The sequence below is a fragment of the Curtobacterium sp. 9128 genome, assembly GCF_900086645.1.
GTDB lineage: Bacteria > Actinomycetota > Actinomycetes > Actinomycetales > Microbacteriaceae > Curtobacterium.
Genome location: NZ_LT576451.1, coordinates 2,541,872 through 2,561,061 on the forward strand (window position 1 = coordinate 2,541,872; position 19,190 = coordinate 2,561,061).

Annotated in this window: 18 protein-coding genes; 5 read left to right on the plus strand and 13 right to left on the minus strand. The window is 70.6% G+C overall.

Annotated features, from left to right (window positions below):
* Window positions 1–38 precede the first annotated feature (38 nt).
* The gene (locus QK288_RS12270) at window positions 39–449 is read left to right on the plus strand and encodes a hypothetical protein (protein WP_281264592.1); all 411 of its coding nucleotides are present in this window, start codon (window positions 39–41) and stop codon (window positions 447–449) included.
* Between the two features lie 336 nt (window positions 450–785).
* Here QK288_RS12270 and QK288_RS12275 read toward each other — a convergent pair whose 3' ends face one another.
* Both QK288_RS12275 and QK288_RS12280 read right to left on the minus strand, forming a co-directional pair.
* On the minus strand, window positions 786–947 hold the full coding sequence (locus QK288_RS12275; RefSeq protein WP_281264593.1) for a hypothetical protein: 162 nt from the start codon (window positions 945–947) through the stop codon (window positions 786–788).
* Window positions 948–1,288: 341 nt separating this feature from the next.
* Window positions 1,289–3,655, minus strand: coding sequence for an excinuclease ABC subunit UvrA (locus QK288_RS12280; protein ID WP_281264594.1), 2,367 nt, complete (start codon window positions 3,653–3,655; stop codon window positions 1,289–1,291).
* 65 nt (window positions 3,656–3,720) lie between these two features.
* On the opposite strand from QK288_RS12280, the gene QK288_RS12285 reads away from it, so the two are divergent.
* Window positions 3,721–4,113 carry a VOC family protein gene (locus tag QK288_RS12285; RefSeq protein WP_281264595.1) on the plus strand — a complete coding sequence of 131 codons (393 nt, stop codon included), beginning with the start codon at window positions 3,721–3,723 and terminating at the stop codon, window positions 4,111–4,113.
* Here QK288_RS12285 and QK288_RS12290 read toward each other — a convergent pair.
* Together QK288_RS12290 and QK288_RS12295 are read right to left on the minus strand one after the other, a co-directional pair.
* Window positions 4,097–4,555: an NUDIX domain-containing protein gene (locus QK288_RS12290; RefSeq protein ID WP_281264596.1), complete on the minus strand. Its 459-nt coding sequence runs from the start codon at window positions 4,553–4,555 to the stop codon at window positions 4,097–4,099. The genes QK288_RS12285 and QK288_RS12290 overlap by 17 nt on opposite strands.
* A 23-nt stretch (window positions 4,556–4,578) precedes the next feature.
* Entirely contained in the window at window positions 4,579–5,340 is a 762-nt protein-coding gene (locus tag QK288_RS12295) for an SDR family oxidoreductase (protein ID WP_281264597.1), read from the minus strand.
* Between the two features lie 150 nt (window positions 5,341–5,490).
* On the opposite strand from QK288_RS12295, the gene QK288_RS12300 reads away from it, so the two are divergent.
* Window positions 5,491–5,964 carry an NfeD family protein gene (locus QK288_RS12300; protein ID WP_281264598.1) on the plus strand — a complete coding sequence of 158 codons (474 nt, stop codon included), beginning with the start codon at window positions 5,491–5,493 and terminating at the stop codon, window positions 5,962–5,964.
* Window positions 5,961–7,154: an SPFH domain-containing protein gene (locus QK288_RS12305; protein WP_281264599.1), complete on the plus strand. Its 1,194-nt coding sequence runs from the start codon at window positions 5,961–5,963 to the stop codon at window positions 7,152–7,154. The genes QK288_RS12300 and QK288_RS12305 overlap by 4 nt, the downstream gene beginning before the upstream one ends.
* 77 nt (window positions 7,155–7,231) lie before the next feature.
* On the opposite strand, the gene QK288_RS12310 is transcribed toward QK288_RS12305, so the two are convergent.
* The 9 genes from QK288_RS12310 to QK288_RS12350 all read right to left on the minus strand — a co-directional run bounded on the left by QK288_RS12310 (window position 7,232) and on the right by QK288_RS12350 (window position 17,841).
* Window positions 7,232–7,582: an RNA polymerase-binding protein RbpA gene (locus QK288_RS12310; RefSeq protein WP_281264600.1), complete on the minus strand. Its 351-nt coding sequence runs from the start codon at window positions 7,580–7,582 to the stop codon at window positions 7,232–7,234.
* A gap of 113 nt (window positions 7,583–7,695) precedes the next feature.
* Entirely contained in the window at window positions 7,696–9,240 is a 1,545-nt protein-coding gene (lnt, locus tag QK288_RS12315; RefSeq protein ID WP_281264601.1) for an apolipoprotein N-acyltransferase, read from the minus strand.
* A 101-nt stretch (window positions 9,241–9,341) separates the two neighbouring features.
* On the minus strand, window positions 9,342–11,804 hold the full coding sequence (locus QK288_RS12320; RefSeq protein ID WP_281264602.1) for a DEAD/DEAH box helicase: 2,463 nt from the start codon (window positions 11,802–11,804) through the stop codon (window positions 9,342–9,344).
* Window positions 11,801–12,553, minus strand: a complete 753-nt coding sequence (gene tatC / locus QK288_RS12325; protein WP_281267580.1) for a twin-arginine translocase subunit TatC — start codon at window positions 12,551–12,553, stop codon at window positions 11,801–11,803. The genes QK288_RS12320 and tatC overlap by 4 nt, the downstream gene beginning before the upstream one ends.
* A gap of 424 nt (window positions 12,554–12,977) precedes the next feature.
* Entirely contained in the window at window positions 12,978–13,949 is a 972-nt protein-coding gene (locus tag QK288_RS12330; protein WP_281264603.1) for a WYL domain-containing protein, read from the minus strand.
* Window positions 13,942–14,982 carry a WYL domain-containing protein gene (locus tag QK288_RS12335; RefSeq protein WP_281264604.1) on the minus strand — a complete coding sequence of 347 codons (1,041 nt, stop codon included), beginning with the start codon at window positions 14,980–14,982 and terminating at the stop codon, window positions 13,942–13,944. The genes QK288_RS12330 and QK288_RS12335 overlap by 8 nt, the downstream gene beginning before the upstream one ends.
* 92 nt (window positions 14,983–15,074) lie before the next feature.
* Entirely contained in the window at window positions 15,075–15,980 is a 906-nt protein-coding gene (locus QK288_RS12340; protein WP_281264605.1) for a hypothetical protein, read from the minus strand.
* Between the two features lie 44 nt (window positions 15,981–16,024).
* Window positions 16,025–17,116, minus strand: coding sequence for a tRNA (adenine-N1)-methyltransferase (locus QK288_RS12345; protein ID WP_281264606.1), 1,092 nt, complete (start codon window positions 17,114–17,116; stop codon window positions 16,025–16,027).
* Window positions 17,113–17,841, minus strand: coding sequence for an HAD family phosphatase (locus tag QK288_RS12350; protein ID WP_281264607.1), 729 nt, complete (start codon window positions 17,839–17,841; stop codon window positions 17,113–17,115). Before QK288_RS12350 ends, QK288_RS12345 begins: the two co-directional genes overlap by 4 nt.
* A gap of 137 nt (window positions 17,842–17,978) precedes the next feature.
* Here QK288_RS12350 and QK288_RS12355 point away from each other — a divergent pair, with 137 nt between their 5' ends.
* A complete protein-coding gene (locus QK288_RS12355; RefSeq protein WP_281264608.1) occupies window positions 17,979–18,911 on the plus strand; it encodes a PAC2 family protein in 933 nt (310 codons plus the stop codon).
* Window positions 18,912–19,190: the final 279 nt, after the last annotated feature.

The following is a 19,190-nucleotide window of genomic DNA, read 5'->3' on the forward strand; positions in this document are numbered from 1 at the left end:
TAGACCGGGACGTGCAACGGACCACCAGGGGAGTCTTGATGACATCGGAGCAGATCGATGCCCATGCGGAGGCGTTGATCACCTCGTTCGTGGAACCGGGCCCGCGCTCCCGGCTCGCCGGACTCCGCGGCTCGGTGTCCGCCCGACGGAAGTTCGCGATCGAGGTCGCACTCCGACAGCCGTTCCGAACCGATCGGCGCGTGCCGGTCGTCTCGGGAACGGATCCGGCTCCCGAAGCGGTGTTGCGACAGCTCGAAGCGCTCGGCGCGGCAGCGGACACACCGTGTGTGGTGTTCACGGTCGACGGCAATGCGTTCGTCCAGGATCTCCGGTCAGCCCTGGACGAGCACGCCGGACAAGCTGGAGGTGTCGTGGTGTCGGTCGCGCCCGGCGCGCTGGTCTACACGGAGTCCGAGCGGGGAGACCGGTTCGTCCTGCATCGTCTGTGAACGCACGAACTGACATAATATGCATTATCGGCGCCTAGATGGAACGCAGGGACCCAGGAGCCCGGCCACTCGGATGAGGTTGCACGCTCTTGGTAGCGCATCGCCTCCGAACAGCCAGGCCGAGTAGCTCCGGAGGTGGTCGGGGTCGGGACCGATCAGTCCGACGTTCACGACAAGGATCCCCATCGCCCGGGGTTGCCGACTCGTGGCGCTCCGCGAGCTGACATAACGAGGGCGCGGCAGAGGGCTGCTCGCGATAGCGACGGGCAACATCCACTTCTCAGTGGATGCTGCCCGTCGCCGTTCGAGCGCGCCGTGTCCGTCTGACGACGTGCCCTACGACTTCTCCCCGTCCTCGGTGGGGACGTCGTCGGCGTCGATCTCGAGCGCCGCGCTCTCCTCCCCCGACTCCTCGAGCACCTCGGGCTCGGTGTCGGGCTGCTCGGGCGCTCCGCCTTGCGTGGTCTCTTCTGCCGGATCCGGCTGGCTGTAACTCATGGTCGCGACCGTACGCGCGCCACGCTGGAACGGCCGTCAGCCGCCGCCTTCCGGACTGGAGGCTCGGCTCGCTCCCGGCACCGCGCCTCCTGTCCGCCCGTGGACGGCCTGGCCCTACGCGCGAATGCGCAGAAAGCGCGACCGGAACACGACTCCGCCCGTAACTTCCGCGCACTCGATGTGGAGCCTGCACGCGACCGCACGCGACCGGTCGGGATCCGTCACCACAGACGATCGAGTGCGCAGAAAACGAGGCCGGAACCCCTTCCAGCCCGCAACTTCCGCGCACTCGATGTGGAGCTCTCACTCACCGGCACGCACCCGCACCGGCACCCGGCCGCTCAGCCCCGGACGTACTCCGCCAAGTGCTGCCCGGTCAGCGTGGACCGCGCGGCGACCAGCTCGGCCGGCGTCCCCTCGAACACCACTCGCCCACCGTCGTGCCCCGCGCCGGGTCCGAGGTCGATGATCCGGTCCGCGTGCGCCATCACCGCCTGGTGGTGCTCGATCACGACGACGCTCTTGCCCGACTCGACGAGCCGGTCGAGCAAGCCGAGGAGCTGTTCGACGTCGGCCAGGTGTAGGCCGGTCGTGGGCTCGTCGAGGACGATGATCCCGCCGGACTCCCCCAGGTGCGTCGCGAGCTTCAGCCGCTGTCGCTCCCCGCCGGACAGCGTGGTGAGCGGCTGCCCGATCGTCAGGTAGCCGAGGCCGACGTCCACGAGCCGTTCGAGGACCGCCCGGGCCGGGGCGACGCGGGTGTCCCCTGCGGCGAAGAAGGCCGCGGCGTCCGCGACCGACATCGCGAGCACCTCGCTGATGTCCTTCCCGCCGAACCGGTACTCGAGCACCGACTGGTCGAAGCGCTTGCCGTCGCACTCCGCGCAGGTGGTGGAGACCCCGGCCATCATCCCGAGGTCGGTGTAGACCACGCCGGCGCCGTTGCACGCCGGGCACGCCCCCTCGGAGTTGGCGCTGAACAACGCCGGCTTCACGCCGTTGGCCTTCGCGAACGCCTTGCGGATCGGCTCGAGCATGCCGGTGTAGGTCGCCGGGTTGCTCCGCCTGGAGCCCTTGATCGCACTCTGGTCGATCGCGACGACGTCGTCCAACGGCGAGAGCGACCCGTGGATGAGCGTGCTCTTCCCGGAGCCTGCGACCCCGGTGACGACGGTGAGCACGCCGAGCGGCACGTCGACGTCGACGTCCTGCAGGTTGTGCCGATTGGCCCCGCGGATCTCGATCGCGCCGGTGGGGACGCGCACGTCGGTCTTGACCGACACCCGGTCGTCGAGGTGCTTCCCGGTGACGGTGCCGCTCGCCCGCAGGCCGTCGACCGGGCCCTGGTAGCAGAGGGTTCCGCCGCCGGTCCCCGCACCGGGGCCCAGGTCGACGACGTGGTCGGCGATCTGGATCACCTCGGGCTTGTGCTCGACGACGAGCACGGTGTTGCCCTTGTCACGCAGCCGGAGCAGGAGTCCGTTCATCCGTTGGATGTCGTGCGGGTGCAGGCCGGTGCTCGGTTCGTCGAACACGTAGGTGACGTCACTGAGCGAGGACCCGAGGTGCTTCACCATCTTCACGCGCTGGCCCTCGCCGCCGGACAGTGTGCCGGTCGGGCGCTCGAGCGAGAGGTAGCCGAGGCCGATCTCGACGAAAGAGTCGACGGCGTCGCGGAGCCCGTCGAGGAGCGGGCCGACCGACGGTTCGTCGAGCGTGTGCAGCCATGTCGCGATGTCGGTGATCTGCATCGCGCAGACGTCGGCGATGCTCTTACCCGCCACCTTGGACGAGCGCGCGATGTCGTTCAGCCGGGTGCCGCCGCAGTCCGGGCACGTCGTGAACGTCACCGCCCGGTCGACGAACGCACGGATGTGCGGCTGCATCGCTTCGCGGTCCTTCTGCAGGAACGACCGGCGGACGCGGTGCACGAGCCCCTCGTACGTCATGTTGATGCCGGCGATCTTCTGCTTCGTCGGCTCCCGGTAGAGGAAGTCCTGCCGCTCCTGCTCGGTGAAGTCCCGGATGGGCTTGTCCGCGTCGAAGTACCCCGACTCGGCGTACAGCCGGACGTTCCAGCCCTCGGTGCCGTAGCCGGGGATCGTGAGGGCGCCGTCGGACAGCGGCTTGGCGTCGTCGAACAACTGCGTGAGGTCGATGTCGGTGACGCGCCCCCGCCCTTCGCACCGCGCGCACATGCCGCCGAGCCGGTTGAAGCTGACCTTCTGGGCCTTCGCGTCGGTGCCCTTCTGGACGGTGATCGCTCCGCCGGCCGACACGGTCGCGAGGTTGAACGAGAACGCGTTGGGCCCGCCGACATGCGGCTGCCCGAGCCGGCTGAAGAGCACGCGCAGCATCGCGTTCGCGTCCGTCACGGTACCGACGGTCGAGCGCGGATCGGCCCCGATGCGCTCTTGATCGACCACGATCGCAGTGGTCAGGCCGTCGAGCACGTCGACGTCCGGACGGCCGAGCGTCGGCATGAACCCCTGCACGAAGGCGCTGTACGTCTCGTTGATCATCCGCTGCGACTCCGCCGCCACGGTGCCGAACACGAGTGAGCTCTTGCCGGAGCCGGACACACCCGTGAACACCGTCAGCCGACGCTTCGGCAGGTCCACGTCGACGTCGCGCAGGTTGTTCTCGCGCGCGCCGCGGACACGGATGCGGTCGTGGCTGTCGGCGATCGACGTGTCGCTGGTGTGCATGCCGATCAGGGTACCGACCGGACCGCTGTCCGGACGGCGTCGGTGGCCACGGCCATACTGGCGCCATGGCACTCCGCTGGTACTCGATCGTCGTCGACAGCCACGACCCGCACGCGCTCGCGCGGTGGTGGGGTGAGACGCTCGCGTGGCCGGTCGTGAACGAGTCCGACGACGAAGCCGTGATCGCGCCGGAACACGCGCTCGAGCTCCCGGAGGGCACGCCGCGCGAGCACCAGCCGCAGGGGCTCGTCTTCGTGCCGGTGCCGGAGGGCAAGACCGTGAAGAACCGGCTCCACATCGACCTCGCACCCGCGCCGGACGACTCGCACCAGGCAGAGATCGACGCCCTGGTGGCTCGGGGCGCGACGCTCGCCGACGTCGGTCAGCGCGACGTGCCGTGGGTGGTGCTGGCCGATCCCGAGGGCAACGAGTTCTGCGTGCTCACGCCCCGCGAGTGACCCGCCGGACCAGGTCGGGCAGCTCGGCGGGCTCGAACGGCTCGTCCGTGGCGTCGAGCTCGTCGGCCGTCCACCAGCGGGAACCGAGGATGTCGACCCGCTCGTCGTCGGTCCACTCGTCGCTCGACAGCACGAACCCGGTGGTCTGCACGACGTAGAACTCGGAGTGTCCGCGGTCGTGGTCCGCCTGGTCCCACGTGACGTCGAAGTCCCACGACCAGACCGGTTCACCCGGGTCGGTGATCACGATGCCGGTCTCCTCGCGGAGCTCCCGGATCGCGGCGTCGCGGTGCGTCTCGCCCGGGTCGACTCCCCCACCAGGCGTGATCCACCGGTGGAAGCCGTCGGACGACGGGGCGTTCGTGTCCATCAGGAACACGCGACCGTCGTCGTCGAGCAGCAGGATGCGGGAAGTCAGGCGGAGCCCGGGTGCAGCAGTCACCCGGCCGACGCTACCCCGACTGATCAGGCCGTGAAGCCGCTGACGTCGCCGACCAGGCGCGTGTTGTCCGCGGGGATCGGCTCGACCGCGGCGAGGGCGATCTCGGCGGCGAACTCGGACACGCTGTAGAGCTTGCCGACGGCCCCGCGGCGTTCCTCGATCGCACCGGGGTTGATGCGGTTCAGGAGCGTCGCCGTGATCGTGCCCTCGATCATGTCGCCGGAGACGACGACGAACTCGATGCCGGCTGCTTCGAGCTGCGGGAGGAGCTCGCGGAGCGCGGTCTCACCGGCGTGCTTGCTCTTGGCGACGGGCAGGTACTCCGGCAGCGTCTCGGCGGTCTCGACGAAGTGGGCCTGGTGGCTCGTGACGAACACGATGCGGGAGCCGGCGGCCATGTGCGGCACGGCGGTCTGGAGCATGTCGACCTGCGCGTCGCGGTTCAGACGGAGCGCGTAGTCCTCGCCCATGCCGGACTCCATCCCACCCGACGCGTTGAGCACCAGGAGGTCGATGCCGCCCCATGCCTGCACCACGGTGTCGACCATCGCCTGCACCGAGTCGTGGTCGGTCAGGTCGGCGCCGACCGCGAGGGCCTCTCCCCCGGCGGCGACGATGCCCTCGGCGATCTGCTCGGCGCGGCGGGCCTTGTTCCGGTAGTTGACGACAACCTTGGCGCCCGCTTCCGCAAGGTACCCGACGGTGTCTGCGCCGATGCCGCGGGACGAGCCGGTGACGAGGGCGCGCTTGCCGGCGAGGGATCCGGGGGCGAGGGGGCTGCTCACAGTGGTGTTCTCCAGTTCGTGACCGTGCATCGGGACCGGTCGAGCCTACCAATCCGTGCGCCCGGTCAGACGTCGTTTGATATGTTGAACGGACTTGAACCGGCCGTCGCGACGCAGCGCTGCCGCGCGCGACCGAGGGAGGGAGATCGCGTGAACATCTCGGATTGGATCCAGACCATCGTCTGGATCGCTCTGGTGCTGGTGTTGGGGGTGGTCGAGGTGTTCACCCTCGACTTCATCTTCATCATGCTCGCAGCCGGAGCAGCGGGCGGCTTGATCGCCGCGCTCATCGGCGCGGAGTGGTGGCTGTCCGCCATCATCGCCGCGGCCGTCGCGCTCCTGCTCCTCGCGCTCGTCCGGCCCCGGCTCCTCGTCGCGCTCGGCCGGAACGCCGACCCCCACCGCACCGGCGTCGAGGGACTGGTCGGCATGCCGGGCACGGTCGCCGTCGCCTTCACCTCCACCGCCCCCGGCCAGGTCCGCCTGGCGAACGGCGAGACCTGGAGCGCGCGCATCGACGTCGCCGCCCCCGATCGCACCCCGCCGCTCGGCACCCACGTCGTCGTCGAGTCCATCGAGGGCTCGACCGCCGTCGTCCGCATCGAACAGAAGGCTGCTTCATGACCCTCGAACCCGGGACGATCGTGCTCCTCGTACTGATCGTCGTCATCGTCATCTTCGTGATCGTCGTGCTCGCCAAGGCGATCCGCATCGTCCCGCAGGCGACTGCGGGCGTCGTGGAGCGCCTCGGCAAGTACCACAAGACGCTCGCCCCCGGCCTGAACCTGCTCGTGCCGTTCATCGACCGCCTCCGGCCGCTGCTCGACATGCGTGAACAGGTCGTCTCGTTCCCGCCGCAGCCCGTGATCACCGAGGACAACCTCGTCGTCTCGATCGACACGGTCGTCTACTTCCAGGTCACGGACGCCCGCGCCGCCACCTACGAGATCGCGAACTACCTCGGCGCCGTCGAGCAGCTGACGACCACCACGCTCCGCAACGTCGTCGGTGGTCTCAACCTCGAGGAAGCACTGACCAGCCGGGACAACATCAACGGCCAGCTCCGCGTCGTCCTGGACGAGGCGACCGGCAAGTGGGGCATCCGTGTCGGGCGGGTCGAGCTCAAGGCGATCGAACCGCCCGTGTCGATCGTCGACGCCATGGAGCAGCAGCTCCGTGCGGAGCGGAACCGTCGTGCCGCGATCCTGCAGGCCGAGGGCACCAAGCAGTCGCAGATCCTCGAGGCAGAGGGTCAGCGGCAGGCGGCGATCCTCGCCGCAGAGGGTGACGCCAAGGCCCAGGTGCTCCGCGCCGAGGGTGAAGCGCAGGCCATCGCCACGGTGTTCGACGCCATCCACACCGGCGACCCGGACGAGAAGCTGCTGTCGTACCAGTACCTGCAGACCCTGCCGAAGATCGCCGAGGGCACGGCGAACAAGCTCTGGATGATCCCGAGCGAGTTCACCGAGGCCCTCTCCGGCATCGCGAAGGGCTTCACCGCTCCCCGGTCCGGCGGCGGCGCTCCGGCGGCCGGCGCTGCTGGCGGCAGCGACTTCCTCGCGAAGATATCCAAGCTCGCGAGCGAGAGCCTCGCGAACACCGCGGTCTCCGACCCCGCGGGTGGCAACGCCGGTGCGAACCCGAACGCCACCGCGGCAGACATCGTCCCGGACTCGGTGCTCGACGAGCGACTCGCCGAGTCGAACCGCAGCGTCGATGAGAAGCTCCGCGCCGCGGCCGACGCGACGCGAGCGCAGCTCGCGGACCAGCAGGCCCAGCAGGACCGGCAGGACCAGCAGGACCAGCAGCAGTAGCACGACCAGCACCAGTAGCACGGAACGACGAAGGCCCGCTCCCATCGGGGAGCGGGCCTTCGTCGTTCGTCAGTGCCTCAGGCGCCGCGACGGGCGCGCAGGAACTGCAGTCGTTCTTGGAGCAGTTCCTCGAGCTCCTCGCGCGAGCGCCGCTCGAGCAGCATGTCCCAGTGGGTACGTGGCGCCTTGACGTCTTCTGCCGCGACCTCGACGGGCACCCCGTCGTCGCCGAGCAGGCGCCCTTCGCGTCCGCTCCTGGGGTCGGCCCAGCTCTGCGGGACCTCTGCCTCGGCAGAGAACACGACGTCGAACGTCTCGCCCGAGTCGGTCTGGTAGACCGCGCGCTTGCGGTCAGAGAGCTCGACGCCCTCTTCGCTCTGGAGGCTCTGGCTCCCGAGCCGCATGCCGCGGAGACTCCGATCAGCCATGGTGGACTCCTCTCGCTCGTTCCCCCCTTGCAACACTGTCCCACGCGGGTTCGTTCCGGAGCATCCGCATTCACAGTGGGTTCCCAGTGCGGGCCCGCGGGACGGGCGGCCGCTCAGCGGCGGCGGCGGGGCGTGTGGAACGGGGCGCAGGCGATGAGGACGAGGAGCCCGCCGAGCGAGAGGACGAGCGCGACCAGACCGGACACGACGGTGGCCGGCGTCGTGGAAGTGCTGAGGGGGACGTCGGTCACCATCGAGGTCGCGGTGTACTCCGGCACGCGGTCGATCGTCCGCCCGGAGGGGTCGATCACCTGCGAGGCGCCGACGGTCGAGATGTTCACGAGCGACCGGCCGGTCTCGATGGCCCGCATCCGCGCGATCTCGAGCTGCTGTAGGTTCTCGTCGGTGCCGGAGAAGTCGGCGTTGTTCGTCTGCGCGAGGATCACCTGCGCGCCGCCGCGGGCCATGTCCCGCGTCAGCCCGTCGTCGACGATGTCGAAGCAGATCGCGATGCCCGCCTTGATCCCGGCGACGTCGAGCACGTTCGGCTTCGTCCCCGGCGTGTAGTCGCGCTGCAGCAGTCCGATGAGCGACGGCGCGAGCTTGGAGAAGAACCACCGGTCCGGGACGTACTCGCCGAAGGGCACCGGGCGCTTCTTGTCGTAGGACGACTGCCATCCGTCGGCGGTCCACACGAACGACGTGTTGTGGAGCACACCCGACGGTGTCTGGGTGATCGCGCCGGCCACGACGGGTGCGCCGACGGACTGCACGACGGAGTGCAGCGCGCTCGCGATCACGGGCTGCTGGCGCGGGTCGAACTCCGCGGACGCCTCCGGCCAGACGACCAGGTCGACGCCCTTCGCGGACACGTCGGTCGCGGCGACCTGCGACTCGAGGACCTGCCCGGGCGCCGCCCGGTCGAAGTACCCGGCGGGACCGTTCCCCTGCACGGACTCGATGCGGATCGTCCCGTCGGTCGCTGTCGGCCAGGCGGGGACGGCGAGCACCGCCGCCACGAGGAGTCCGGCGACGGCGACGCGCATCCGGAGCTGGATCCCCCCGACGAGTCCCAGCGAGACGACGACGGCGACGCAGTACACGACGACGAACGACAACCCGAGGACGCCGACGTACGCGACGAGGTGGGCGAACGGGCTCTCGGACTGCGACAGCCCGACCCGCCCCCACGCGAACCCCCCGTACGGCCAGCTCCCGGAGAACCACTCGCGACCGGTCCACAGTGCGGCGACCACAGCCGGGAGGCCCCACACGCGTCCGGCGGTCGAGGGCACGACGCGCGCGACCCAGCGGTACGCGAGGGCGATCGCGACGCTGCCGAGTGCGAACATGGCCGCCTCGAACAGCGCGAGCGCGAGCCACGGGACCGGCCCCAGGTAGCGCCCGGCCCACGAGATGGCCGGGATCCAGAACGCGACTCCCCCGAGGTAGCCGAGCCATGCCGCACGGCGCCACCCCTGTCCCATGGCGGACAGCAGCAGACAGGCGACCGCGGGGTAGGCGAGGAACCACCACCCGGGCGACGGGAAGGACAGTGCGAACAGGAGTCCCCCGATGACCGCCAGCGGCAGCGCGATCCGTACCGGCAGCGCCGCGAAGGGCGACGGCCTCGAGACACCGCCAAGTCCTTCAGACACAGCGGGAATTGGCGGCATCTCGGACGGACCGCGGCGTCTCGATGGGACGCGACCAACCGGCGGACGCACGCCGGTCTCGGGAACCTGCACCGGGCCTCCCGTCAGACCGTCGCGTACGCGACGATGCCGCGGCGGACCGCGTCCGTCGCCCGTCGGGCGGTCTCGGCGAGCTCGGGGTCGCCGGCGTTCTTGATCTGGTCGAGGAGGTCGATGACCTGCTTGCACCACCGGACGAAGTCACCGGCTGCCAGGTCGAGCGACCGCAGGACGTCGTCGAGCGCCGAGCCGGACGCCCACCGGAACATGCCGACGGCGATCGCGGGGGTCGGCGGCTGCGAACCGGACAGCCGGGCGTCGCGCTCCACGTCGTCGAGGCGGGACCAGATCGTCAGGGTCTCGTCGATCGCCGGGCGGAACGCGCCGCGGGGCAGTGCGTGCTCGGTCCCCGGGGCGTCCTCCCGACGGGGCTGGTAGACGATCGTGGCGGCCATGGCGGCGAGCTGTGCCGGCGTGAGGTCCTTCCACACCCCGGCCTCGAGGCACTCGGCGACGAGCAGGTCCCGCTCGCCGTAGATCCGCTGCAGACGACGACCACCCGCTGCGACGGTGAGCTCGCCGTCAGGACCGGCGGACGCGTCGTTGCCGCTCGGCACGAGGTACCCGAGCTGGACGAGCACGTCGGTCACCCGGTCGAACGTCGTCGCGACGGCGCCGGTCCGGGAGCGGATCTGCTGCACGAGCTTGTCGTTGACGCGCTTGAGCTTGTACCAGCGCTCCGCCCAGCGGGCGTGCGCTTCCCGGTCCGGGCAGGCGTGGCAGGGGTGACGCTGCAGGGCGCGCCGCACCTCGGTGATCTGGGACTGCCGTTCCTGGCGGGCGCCGTGCGAGGCTTCGCGGCCGCCGGGGACGTTCGTGCGTTCGAGGTCCGAGAGTCGCCGTCGCAGCGCCGCGTACTCGGTGAAGTCGCCGAGGTGGCACGCCATCGACCGCTGGTAGCCGTCGAGCGACTCCTGCTGCGACCGCACCTTCCTGGCGAGGTCGACGACGGAGCGGTCCGCCTGGAACTGCGCGAAGGACGTCTCGAGGACCTCGCGCGTGCGCTGTCGACCGAACTGCTCGATCAGGTTCACGGCCATGTTGTACGTCGGCTTGAACGAGGAGTTGAGCGGGTACGTCCGACGGCTCGCGAGCGACGCGACGGCCTGCGGTTCGAGGCCGTCGGTCCACTGGATGACCGAGTGCCCCTCGACGTCGATCCCCCGACGGCCGGCTCGCCCCGTGAGCTGCGTGTACTCCCCCGGCGTGATCGGCACACGGGCCTCGCCGTTGAACTTCTCCAGCTTCTCGAGGACGACCGTGCGCGCCGGCATGTTGACCCCGAGCGCCAGTGTCTCGGTCGCGAAGACGACCTTGAGGAGCTTGCGCTGGAAGAGGTCCTCGACGACCTCCTTGAACGCGGGCAGGAGCCCGGCGTGGTGCGCCGCGACGCCCCGCTCGAGCCCTTCGAGCCACTCCCAGTACCCGAGGACGGCGAGGTCCTCGTCGAGGAGGGTGCGGCAGTGGTACTCCGCGGTCTCGCGGATCTCGTTCCGCTCTTCGCGGGTGGTCAGGGAGACCCCGGACCGCAGGACCTGCCGGACGCCCTGGTCGCACCCGTTGCGGCTGAACACGAAGAAGATCGCCGGGAGCAGCATCCGCTCGTCCAGCATGCGGGCGATGTGCTCGCGGTGCAGCTTCTCGGTGCGCGGACCACGGCGGTCGACGTACCCGCCACGACCCCGACGTCCGCGGTGGCCGCCACGACTGTCGTTGCGCGAGCCTCCGCCGACGAGACGCAGCAGCTCGGGGTTCACGCGGTTGGTCGCCGCGGCACCGGACGAGTCGAAGAGGTCGACCATCTTGTTGCCGACGAGCACGTGCTGCTCGAGGGGCACCGGACGGTCCTCGGACACGATGACGTCGGTGTCGCCGCGGACGGTCTGCAGCCAGTCGCCGAACTCCTCGGCGTTGGACACCGTCGCGCTGAGCGAGACCAGACGGACCTCGGTCGGCAGGTGCAGGATCACCTCTTCCCACACCGCGCCCCGGAACCGGTCGGCGAGGTAGTGGACCTCGTCCAGCACGACCCACGCCAGGTCGTCGAGCAGGTCGGAGTCCGCGTAGATCATGTTGCGGAGCACCTCGGTCGTCATCACGACGACCCGTGCCCGGGGGTTGACGTTGGTGTCGCCGGTGAGGAGCCCCACCTCGGACTCCCCGTACGCCTCCACGAGCTCCGCGTACTTCTGGTTGCTCAGCGCCTTCATCGGCGTCGTGTAGAACACCTTCGCCGTCGGCTGCCGCATCGCCAGCCAGATCGCGAACTCGGCGACGATCGTCTTGCCGGCACCGGTCGGGGCGGCGACGAGCACGCTTCGTCCCTGGTCGAGCGCATCACACGCGGCGAACTGGAACGCGTCCAGGTCGAACCGCAGGTCTGCGCGGAACAGCTCCAGGTTGCGCGACCGGCTCCGGACGCGGGCGGCCTGGAACCGCTCGGCCGCGCTCAGCCCGGTGTCCGTCACAGGCCGTACTCGGCGTCGAGCTTGGCCTGGCGCTTCGCGAGACGACGGTCGTGCAGCCAGGTCACCACGCAGGCGGCGACGTAGAGCACCATCATCGGGATCGCGAGCAGGAACATCGAGATGACGTCGGCGCTCGGGGTCACGATCGCGCAGAAGACCAGGATGCAGAGGATGGCCACGCGCCAGGACTTGATGATCGACTTCGCCTCGAGCACGCCGACGAAGTTCAGCAACACCAGGAACACGGGCAGCACGAAGGCGATGCCGACGGCCACGATGAGCTTGATGACGAAGTCGTAGTAGGCCTTGGCGTCGACGATGGAGGTGTCCTGGCTCGACACGAAGCTGCCGAGGATCCCGACGATGTGCGGCAGGACGTACCAGCCGAAGTAGCACCCGGCGAAGAACAGCGGGATCGCCGTGCCGAGGAAGCCCCACACGTACTGCTTCTCGCGCCGGACCAACGCCGGGACGATGAACGCCCAGATCTGGTAGAGCCAGACCGGGCTCGCGATCACGATGCCGATCGTGATCGCGATCTGCAGCTTGAGGTCGAACGCTCCCGTGATCATCGGGAAGTTCAGCTCGGCGGTGTGCCCGCCGACCTTCGCCAGCTGGGACACGGGGGCACGCAGCGAGTCGAGCACGAACGGGGTCAGGAACCAGCCGCCGACCGCACCGACGAGGACCGCGAGGACGGCCTTGAACAGGCGGTTGCGCAGCTCGATGAGGTGCTGCCCGAGGGACATGCGGCCTTCGGGTTCCTTCGGACGGCGACCCTGCCGCTTCTCTCGCCCGCGCGCGGTCGTCGAAGCCATGCGTCGATCCTACGGCAGCGCGGCCCTCGGTCGGCGGCGCGACGTGCGAACGCACAGCGCACCTTCGGGCGAGTGGTCACGACACCCCGCTCGCATCCGCCGACCGGTCAACGTCCGTCGTCGTCGGGATCACCGACCGACGGTTTGCGACCGGTGGGCGGTCGATGCGCGGGGTGTCGCGACCACTCGCCGCGGTCGGCGGCCTCTGTGGGTCCCGTGGGCAGTCGGCGGACGGGAGGCACGGTGCGGGCCGGGAACGAGCCTCCCGTCCGGTGGACGGTCGCGACCAGGGCGCGTCCGGCCCACCCCGCGTCGAGCCCGCGTCGGCGCCGGGCGGCGTCGCGCGCCGCTCGCGTCAGGACGCGGGCAGCGCGGACGCGGCGAAGGCGCGCACGGCGTCTCGCGCGGCGGGCGGGTCGAGCACCACGGCCCGCCCCGGCAGGCCGGCGACGAGGCGCACCACACCGTCGAACCCCGCGGACGCGGCGAGCCGGATGCGCACGCGCCGATCGGCGTCGGGCACGTCGGCGGTGTCCGCGAGGAAGTCCGCCACGAGCGGCAACGACGAGGCGTCGAGCTCCACGGTCACGATCACGTCGTCCGCGCTCTGCTGGAACAGCGTGTCGGGGATGGTGACGTCGTCAGTCGAGTGCGACGCCTGGCGGTCGTCGACGCGCACGGCCGACATCCGGTCCAGTCGGAACGTGCGGAGCGCTGCACGATCGAGGTCCCAGGCGCGGAGGTACCAGTCCGTGTCGATGGACTCCACGCGGAGCGGGTCCACCGAGCGCGTGCTTCCCTGGGTTCGCGGCCCGGCGTAGTCGAACACGAGTCCACGGCCGTCGGACATCGCCTGCCGGATGGTGGCGAGCGTCGCGTCGTGGCGCTCCTGGCCGACGGCGACGTTCGCGGATGCTCCACCGGCACCGCGGGAGAGCTTCGCCATCAGCGCGCGGATGGCGTCGCGGTCGGCGGCTTCCGGCAGCGCGGAGAGGTACTGCAAGCCTGCGATGAGCGCAGATGCTTCTCGTGCGGAGAGCCGCGGGGAGTCGTCGATCGCCACGAGGTTCGTCAGCACGATCATGTCGTTCTGCTCGAAGTCGTCCCAGGCGATGTCGAACAGGTCGCCGTGCTGGTACTGCATCGTCTCGCCGGGGATCCCCGACACGGCGATGAGCTCGACCGCGCGGCGGATCCTGGTCTCCGGGACGCCGAAGTGCCGAGCGGCCTCGGCCACGGAGACCCGCTCGCGGTCGATCAGGTACGGCACCAGTGCGAGCAGGAACGCGAGCTTGTCCTGCGCCTGGAGCGGCTGGGGTTCAGCCACGGAGCACCCCTTCGCTGTGGTCGGCGACTTCGCCGTGGTCGGCGACGAGCCCGCGGAGGCGGTCCAGCACACGGTCGCGGACGTCCGCGGGTTCGAGCACCTGCACCTCTGGGCCGAAGGCGGCGAGTTCCTCGGCGAGGATCTGCGGGTCGACGTAGTGGAGTACGAGGACGCCGTCGCCCTGTGCGGTGGTGTCCCGCCGACGGCCGAGGCGACGTTCCGCGTCGGACCCGGGGACGACCGCGATCGTCGCCGTGCGCTCGGACCAGAGCCGGTCGAGTTCCGCGAGGGTCCGCTCCCCCGCACCGGCGGGCGCCGGGTGGCGACCCGGCTCGTACGTCGTGACGGGACCGACGATCCGCGAGAGCAGGTAGTTCTTGTCGGAGTCCGTCGAGGGTTCGTGTGCGGCGAGCATCCACCGGCCGCCGTGCTGCACGAGCGCCAGCGGAGCGACGTCGCGCCGTCGTGCTTCGTGTTCACCAGGGGTGATGTAGTCGAACCGGACGGCTGCCGCGCGGTCGAGCGCCGCGCGGAGTGGTTCGAACGCGGCGTCCCTTGCGCGGAGCCGCGGAGCGTACGCGTCCATGCCGATCGCGCCGGCGCGGCTGTCGTCGTCACCGGCGGAACGGACCTTGAGGAGCGCTCGACGCGAATCGGACGACAGGGCCCCTTCGCGCCACGCCATCGCCGCGAGCGACAGCAGCGCGGATTCGTCCGGGGTGAACCGGACGTCGAGGGGCAGGTCGTACTCGCCCTTCGGGATGCGGTACCGGAGGGTCTGGTTGTTGCCGGACGATCCGGGGGTCTCGATGGTCTCGAGCGGGATGCCGAGTTCGCGGACGTCGTCCTTGTCGCGTTCGAACTGCCGCTCGAGCGACGCGTTGTCACCACCGGCCGCGAACCGCTGTCGGTAGCCCTGGACGTTCGTCAGGATCTCGGACTTCGTCAGGCCCGACTCGGTCGACAGCAGCGCGAGCACGAGGCTGAACAGGCGTTCTTCCGCCGGTACGCGGGGCACACGGGTGGCTGGCACGAGCCGATCCTACGGCAGCGCGGGGGCACCGGAGTGCACCCGCGCGCTGGTTCGTGGAGAGCGGACGAGCGTCGTCAGGACCGGGATCCGGGTCAGGACTTCATCGAGCCGAGCACGTCGATGACGTACGCGTAGGCCACACCCTGCTGGTGGACGATCGCGAGCACCTGGTCGCCGACCTTCCTGCCGACGAGCGCGCTGCGCACGCCTTCCTGGACCTGCCCCTTGGCGAGGGGCACGGTCTGGGCGCCGGTCCCGTCGGTCCAGCTCGACCCGGCGACCGTGGAGTCGTCGCCCCACGTGACGGCGGTGTACTTGATGACCGCGGTGTCCTTGTCGGTGAGCACCTCGCCGTGGCCCTTGCGGAGCAGGTGGGTCTCGTCGGAGGACGGGGCCGCGGACGACGGGACGGTGATGCCGGGGGCGCCGTCGGTCGCCAAGACCACGGCCGGCATGTGGTCGCCCGCGAGCTGCGGGGTCCCGGTGGCGCGGGAGTCGAACGCCCGCTTGACGTCGATCACCGCGATGACGGCGTCCTCGGTCTTCTTGGTCGAGGTCGCGCCGCTCGACAGCGCGCTCTGCGGCAGCGCCACCGCGAGGCGGTCGCCGACCTTCGCACACTCGAGCGCCTTGCCGAGGGCACCGGCGTTCGAGGATCCCGCGGTGATCGGCGCGGTCGTGCCGGAGTACCCGCTGGTCTGCGCGACCTTCCCGGTGGAGCCGTCGACGAGCGTGTACTCGATGAGGACCGGCGTGCCGTCCCCCACCGTGCGGCCGTCGCCCTGCTTCAGGACCGAGACCTGGGTGCCCTTCGTGGTGAGCCCCGCGGGGATCGAGACCTTCGGCTCCTTGCCGAACGCGCCCGACGCGGTGACGGACTCGGACGCGGCACCGGGAGCGTTGCAGCTCGACGGCGTCGTGCCGGCTCCGCTCGACGCGCACGCCGTGAGCGACGCGGCCAGTCCGATGGTGACCAGGAGTGCGGGGATGGTGCGCACGGACCCTCTTTCCGTTCGATGCGGGGCGGGCAACGGTCGGTAGCCTACCGGTCGTCTCCATCAGGATCGGACGCGTCCAGCGGTCCGGCACCTGCCGCGTCCGCGGCTTCGGCCGCCGCGACCTTCCGGGCCTGCGCCGCCGCCTGGCGAGCCACCTTGCGGAGCTTCTTGTCGCTGGCGGACCGTTCGCCGACGGCGCCCGGCGTCCAGGCCTCGACGTCCTCGTCGGAGAACTCGGCCTTCCCTGCGCGCCGCTTCAGGTTCGGAAGGACCACACCGTCGGCCAGACGGCGTGCCGTCACGAGGAACCCGGTGTGTCCGACCATGCGGTGGTCCGGTCGGACGGCGAGCCCCTCGACGTGCCAGGTGCGTACGAGCGTCTCGCTCGACTGGGGGTCGGTGAACCGGCCGGTGTCGCGGAGCGCCTCGGCCGTGCGGCTCAGCTGCGTGACGGTCGCGACGTAGCAGACGATCAGCCCGCCGGGCACGAGCGCGTCGGCGGCCGCGTCGACGCACTCCCACGGCGCGAGCATGTCGAGCACGACACGGTCGACGCTCTGGGGTTCGGTGGCACCGGGGAGCTCCTCGACGAGGTCGCCGACGGTCACGCTCCAGTTGTCCGGCACGGCGCCGAGGAAGGTGCCGACGTTCCCACGGGCGATCTCGGCGAACTCGTCGCGGCGCTCGAACGACTGCAGGCGACCGGTCGGACCGATCGCGCGGAGCAGCCAGAGCGAGAGCGCGCCGGAGCCGACACCGGCCTCGACCACGCGGGCCCCGGGGAAGACGTCGGCGAACGCCACGATCTGGGCGGCGTCCTTCGGGTAGACGATCGCGGCACCGCGCGGCATCGACATGACGTAGTCGTTCAGCAGCGGCCGGAGCGCGAGGTACTCGTCGCCCGAGCTCGCGGTGATGACGGATCCGTCCGGCTGCCCGATCACGTCGTCGTGCGCGAGCATGCCGCGGTGCGTGTGGTAGATCACGCCGGGCTCGAGCGACAGCGTCGTGAGCTTGCCCTTGGGGCCGGTGAGCTGCACGCGGTCGCCCGCGCGGAACGGGCCGCGCGGCGGGGTGTGCGGGGTGCCGCCGGTCGTGTGCGGCAGTCCAGTGGTGTCGGGGAGCTCGGCGTTCATCGCGCGACCTCCTCGGCGTCGGTGGCGGACCCACCGGCTCGTGCGGCCAGCGCCGGCGAGGTGAGCGCCACGAGCCGGTCCACGTCGACACCGGCGAGCGACGTCAGGTAGACGTCGCCGGCCGTCTCCGGCAGCGGCACGATGTGTTCGACGGCGATCGTGACCGCGCCCGACGCGACGGCCGCGGCGACTCCGGTGGCGGAGTCCTCGATCGCGACGCATGCGGTGGCGTCGACGCCCAGCTGGGCGGCTGCGGTCAGGTACGCCTCGGGATGGGGCTTCGGGTGCTCGACGTCGTCACCGGCGACGACGACCCGGAACGGGTGGTCCGCCAGGGCGTCAGCGGCGACGAGCGCCATGGTGCGGCGGGACATCGTCACGAGCGCCGTGGGGATGCCACGGGCGTGCAGTTCCTCGATGAGCTCACGCGCACCGGGACGCCACGGCAGGTCGTCGTGCGCCAGCCGCTCCATGACGTACGAGGTCATCCACTGGACGATCTCCTCGACCTCCATGTCGACGCCCTTGTCCCGCAGGATCTCCCCCGAGCGCTCGAGGCCGCTGCCCACCAGGGAGAGCCCGTCCTCGTGGGTCCACTCGGCGCCGTAGCGACCGGTCAGCTCCACTTGGGACTGCTGCCAGATCGGCTCGGTGTCGATGATCGTGCCGTCCATGTCCCACAGCACGGCTGCGGGCTGGACGAGGGCGAGGGGATGCGCGGTCACGGGCGACGAGTCTACCGGCGCACGCGGTCGCCGAAGGCCCTGGGGCCTATTGTGGATGCCTGATCGTGTCCGGTCGGCTGTGGACGGTCCGCCTCCCGCGCCGACCCGCTCCACTCCACCTCCAGGAGGTCCGCTCCGTGCCACAGCACTCCCCCTTCAACGACGGCCGCCTGCTGGTCGTCGCGTTCGAGGGCTGGAACGACGCCGGGGAAGCCGCCAGTGGCCTCGCCCGGCGGATCGTCGACGCACTCGGGCTCGACGAACTGCGGGAGATCGACGGGGAGCAGTACGTCGACTACCAGTTCAACCGCCCGACCGTCGGCAGCGACGACAACGGCGTCCGCGGGATCCAGTGGCCGCGGATCGTGTTGCACGGCCCCGGCGACGTCGGACGCCCGGTCATCGGCGCGGCGGGTTCCCCGGCGGAGCGCGACGTCTTCGTGCTCGTCGGACCGGAGCCGTCACGCACGTGGCGGGCGTTCTGCGCCGAGATCATCGACCTCGCCGACGTGTACTCCATCGACGCGGTGGTGTTCGTCGGCGCCATGCTCGCGGACGTCCCGCACACCCGTCCGATCTCGGTGTTCGTGTCGAGCGAGAACGCCGGCGTCCGTGCCGCGTTCGACGTCGACAAGTCGTCCTACGAGGGCCCCACTGGCATCCTCGGTGTGCTCTCCGACTCGATGGACAAGGCCGGGCTCACGACGCTGTCCCTCTGGGCCTCGGTCCCGCACTACGTGCACAACGCGCCGTCGCCCAAGGCCACGCTGTCGCTCCTGGACAAGATGGAGGAGCTCACCGACGTCACGGTCCCCCGCGGCACGCTCCTCGACGACGCGACGCAGTGGGAAGAGGGCATCGACGCCCTGGCCTCCGACGACGAGGACATGGCGTCGTACATCGAGCAGCTCGAGCAGGCGCGCGACACCGTCGACTCCCCCGAGGCGTCGGGTGACGCCATCGCGCAGGAGTTCGAGCAGTACCTGCGGCGTCGGGAGCGCAAGGACGGCAAGGACGGTCCCGGCCAGGCGGGCGAGGGCCCGTGGCGGCCCCCGCAGCCGCCGCAGTAGGAGCGCGCGACGACGGACGGGAGGCTCGGTGCCAGCTGGCACCGAGCCTCCCGTCCGATTCGGCGCCCGTCCGGATCCCGCGCCCCGCCCGCCGCCCGCTGACTGGTCACGACACCCCGTCCGCTTCCCGCCGACTGGTCACGACACCCCGTCCGCCTCCGCCGACCGGTCACGAACTGTCGCTCGCGGGCGGCCGGACCGACGGATCGTGGCCGCTCGGCAGACGTGAGCGGGGTGTTGTGACCGGTCGGCAGGTGCCGGTCGGCAGGTGCCGGTCGG